The 3,401-nt window shown below is 75.3% G+C and carries 5 protein-coding genes; 2 read left to right on the top strand and 3 right to left on the bottom strand.

The features are described from left to right. Positions 1 to 704 (top strand): aldo/keto reductase (locus tag RIF68_RS31480; RefSeq protein ID WP_309054673.1); only part of this gene is annotated, 704 nt, incomplete at its 5' end. A gap of 4 nt (positions 705 to 708) precedes the next feature. Here RIF68_RS31480 and RIF68_RS31475 read toward each other — a convergent pair. The 3 genes from RIF68_RS31475 to RIF68_RS31465 all read right to left on the bottom strand — a co-directional run bounded on the left by RIF68_RS31475 (position 709) and on the right by RIF68_RS31465 (position 2,463). Next, positions 709 to 1,209, bottom strand: a complete 501-nt coding sequence (locus RIF68_RS31475; protein WP_309054672.1) for a DinB family protein — start codon at positions 1,207 to 1,209, stop codon at positions 709 to 711. 9 nt (positions 1,210 to 1,218) lie between these two features. After that, positions 1,219 to 1,392 (bottom strand): hypothetical protein, encoded by a 174-nt coding sequence (locus RIF68_RS31470; protein ID WP_309054671.1) that lies wholly within the window; start codon positions 1,390 to 1,392, stop codon positions 1,219 to 1,221. An 81-nt stretch (positions 1,393 to 1,473) separates the two neighbouring features. Further along, positions 1,474 to 2,463, bottom strand: a complete 990-nt coding sequence (locus tag RIF68_RS31465; protein ID WP_309054670.1) for an NAD-dependent epimerase/dehydratase family protein — start codon at positions 2,461 to 2,463, stop codon at positions 1,474 to 1,476. Positions 2,464 to 2,753: 290 nt separating this feature from the next. On the opposite strand from RIF68_RS31465, the gene RIF68_RS31460 reads away from it, so the two are divergent. Continuing rightward, a partial coding sequence (locus RIF68_RS31460) for a class I SAM-dependent methyltransferase (protein ID WP_309054669.1) occupies positions 2,754 to 3,401 on the top strand: 648 nt, incomplete at its 3' end.

Here is a 3,401-nt window from a genome sequence, read left to right as displayed (position 1 = left end):
ACTTCTCGCCGCTCCGCTCGGCGAACGAGCTGATCAACAGCGCGCTCGGCGGCCCGTACCCGGAGGACCTCGTCATCGCCACCAAGGTCGGGCCCGCCCGCGACGCCTCCGGCGCCTGGGCCGAGCACGCCCGCACCCCGGAGGCGCTGCGCGCCCAGGTCGAGGAGAACCTGCGCCAGCTCGGCCGCGACCACCTCGACGTGGTCAACCTCCGGATCGTCGGCACCGACTCGATAGCCGAGCGGTTCGGCGCCCTCGCCGAACTCCGCGAGGCCGGCCTCATCCGCCACCTCGGGCTCTCCAACGTCACCCCGGACCACCTCGCCGAGGCGCGGGCCATCGCGCCCGTGGTCTGCGTCCAGAACATGTACGGGATCGGCGTCCGCCCCGAGTACGAGGCGTTCGTCCGCCACTGCGGCGAGCAGGGCATCGCCTTCGTGCCGTTCTACGCCATCGCCGCCGCCGGCGGCCAGGGCGGCGCCACCGCCCCCGAGAGTCCCGAACTCCTCGCCGTCGCCGAGGCCCACGGGGTGAGCCCCGCCCAGATCCGCATCGCCTGGACCCTCCACCAGGGAGCCCATCTCCTCGCCATCCCCGGCACCGGCGACCCCGCCCACCTCACCGCCAACGTCGCCGCCGGCTCCCTCCGCCTCACCCCCGAGGACCTCGCGACCCTGGACGGCCTCCACCGCACCCGGCGGTGACGCCTCAGCGCCCCACGGCGCCGTCGATCCGCTCCCGCAGGATGTCGGCGTGGCCGGCGTGCCGGGCCGTCTCCTCGATCATGTGGACGAGGATCCACCGCATCGACGGTGCGGCCGTCTCCCGGAGGGAGCGGGCCCCCGGGCGTTCCAGGTCGTCGCACGTGACGACGATCGCGTCGGAGTGCGCGGCGGCCGCCCGGTAGGCGGCCACGAGGCTGTCCACCGTGTCCCGCGGGGTGAGGGCGTCGTCCTCGGCGACAGCTATGTCCTCCCCCGCGTAGGCCCAGGCGAACCAGCCGCGTTCCACCTCCGTCAGGTGCTTCAGCAACCCGAGAACGCTCGTCCCCGACGGCACCCCGGGCGTCCGCAGCGCCTCCTCGGGAGCGCCGTACGTCTTCGCGACGACGGCCTCCCGCAGGTACCGCAGGAAGGCCAGCAGGGTCGTCCTCTCGTCGCCCTCGACATCGGGCGGCCGCACATCACCACGCACCTCGCTGTTGGTCATCCGACGACCCTACGCGGCGCCCCGGCGCGCGGCCGGAGAACCCGCCGCGCCCCAACGTCCCTTCTTCCCGGTGACTTTGGACGCCCCGCCCGTGGTGCGCAGGTCGTACCAGGCGGTGAGGGCCTCCAGGCCGACCGCGGCCCAGCGCAGTGCCCTCACCACGGCGCTCCCCAGTTCCTCCATCGTGTCCCTCTCCCTTCGCGGTCCTCTCCGAAAGAGGACCCGGCGCGGCCCGCGAAGGTTGCCCGGGGCGGGAAGCGCCGGTCAGGCGTCGAGGAGCGCGAGGAGTTCCCGCTCGCGGGCGGGGCTGAGACCGGCCCGCCGGTCGCGGTCCAGGCCCTGCTCGCGTTCCCAGGCGAGGGTGTCGGCGATCAGCTCCTCCCGGGAGCGCTGCCGCAGGCCCGCGGCGGCCGCCGCCTCGCCCGCGCGGGCCTGGAAACCGCGCCAGTCGTCGTCGGCCAGCCACAGCGGCAGGGACTCGGGACCCATGTACTGCGCGACGCCCTGCTCCAGGAGCCACTTCGAGGGGGCGGCGACCACGGGGCCGGTGTGACCGCCGGCGGCCCGGGAGAGCGCGATCCACTCGCGGAGGGGGACGGCCGGACCGACCGCGTTGTACGTTCCCCTGCGCCCCGTCTCCGCCGAGTCCAGCAGCCAGGCCGCGAGGTCGCGCACGTCGATCGCCTGGGTCGGCAGCTCCGGCTCGTCCGGCACGAGCAGCGGCGCCTCCGGGGCGCGGGCCGCGCGGGCGGCCCAGTAACCGGTGCGGCCGGTGTGGTCGCCGGGTCCTCCGATGAGCCCCGCGCGGGCGACCAGGAGCCGGTCGCCGACCACCGCCGCGGCGGCCCGCTCGCAGGCCACCTTGGCCTCGCCGTACAGCTCGCGGCCGACCTCGCCCAGCTCCGTCGGTTCCAGCAGCGGCGCGGACTCGTCCGCGCCCGGATCGTCGTGCGCGGCGTACGCGCTGCACGAGGACACGTACGTCCAGTGGCGGGCCCGGCCGCCGAGCGCGTCGAGCGCGCCGCGCACGAAGGCGGGCTGCCAGGACACCTCCACGACCGCGTCCCAGTCCCGCTCCCGGAGCGCGTCGTACGCCCCCGGGTCCCGCCGGTCCGCCGCCACCAGGGCGGCCCCCTCCGCCACTCCTCCGCTCTCCCCGCGCGCCAGACAGGTCACCTCGTGACCCCGCTCCAGCGCCTGCCGCGACAGCTCGCGGCCCACCCATGCCGTACCGCCCAGAACCAGAATGTCCATGCGGTCAGTGGACCACCCCAACTCCCCGTATCCGCACGGCGTTCGCCGTCGGCGGAGCCGCCGCGGACGGTGGGAAACCGTCCCTGGCGGCGCCCGGGAAGGCCGCTTCCCGCGCCGGGAAGGGGCGCCGGAAGCCTTTCGCCCGGGGCGGCGGCTGCCCCGTCGGCGGCCGTCCCCGCGCCCCGCCCCGAGGCCGTACAGCAACTCCACTCCACGCCGCCACACCCCCTCCGACCTGGGCTTTCTCTCCTCCGCGCCCTAGGCTGGCGGGACACGGAGGGGAGATCCACATGGTGGAGAAGGACCGCGGTATCCGTACGGTCGAGGACGTCATGGCCCTGCTCGACGGGCTGTTCGCGCCGGGCGCCGACCGGTGGTCGCGGGGCGGCGCCGGATGGTGGGACGGGTTCTACGCCGACCGCGAAAGGCCGGTGCCGTTCTTCGTCGCGAAGCCGGACGAGAACCTGGTGTCGTACGTGGAACGGGGGCTGCTCCCGGAAGGCGGCGCGGGTGTCCGGCGGGCACTCGACCTCGGCTGCGGGCCGGGCCGGAACGCCCTGTACCTGGCCTCGCTCGGCTACACGGTGGACGCGGTGGACCTGTCCCCCACGGCGATCGACTGGGCGCGGGACCGGGCCCGGGAGGCGGGCCTCGCCGACCGGATCCGCTTCGTGTGCGGGAACGCCTTCACCGCCCCCGAGCTGGGTGCCGACGGCCCGTACGACCTCGTGTACGACTCCGGCTGCTTCCACCACCTGCCGCCGCACCGGCGCGTCACCCACCTGGCGCTCCTCGACCGCGTCCTCGCCCGGGGCGGCCACTTCGCCCTGACCGCCTTCGCGGCCGGCGAGGGCGGCATGGGCTCGGAACTGCCGGACGCCGCGTTCTACCGCAAGGGCACACTGGAAGGCGGCCTCGCCTACACCGACACGGCCCTC

It is taken from the genome of Streptomyces sp., from assembly GCF_031178505.1.
GTDB lineage: Bacteria > Actinomycetota > Actinomycetes > Streptomycetales > Streptomycetaceae > Streptomyces > Streptomyces gulbargensis.
Note: the sequence above shows the minus strand (reverse complement) of the source record. Positions and strands in the feature narration are given on the sequence as shown.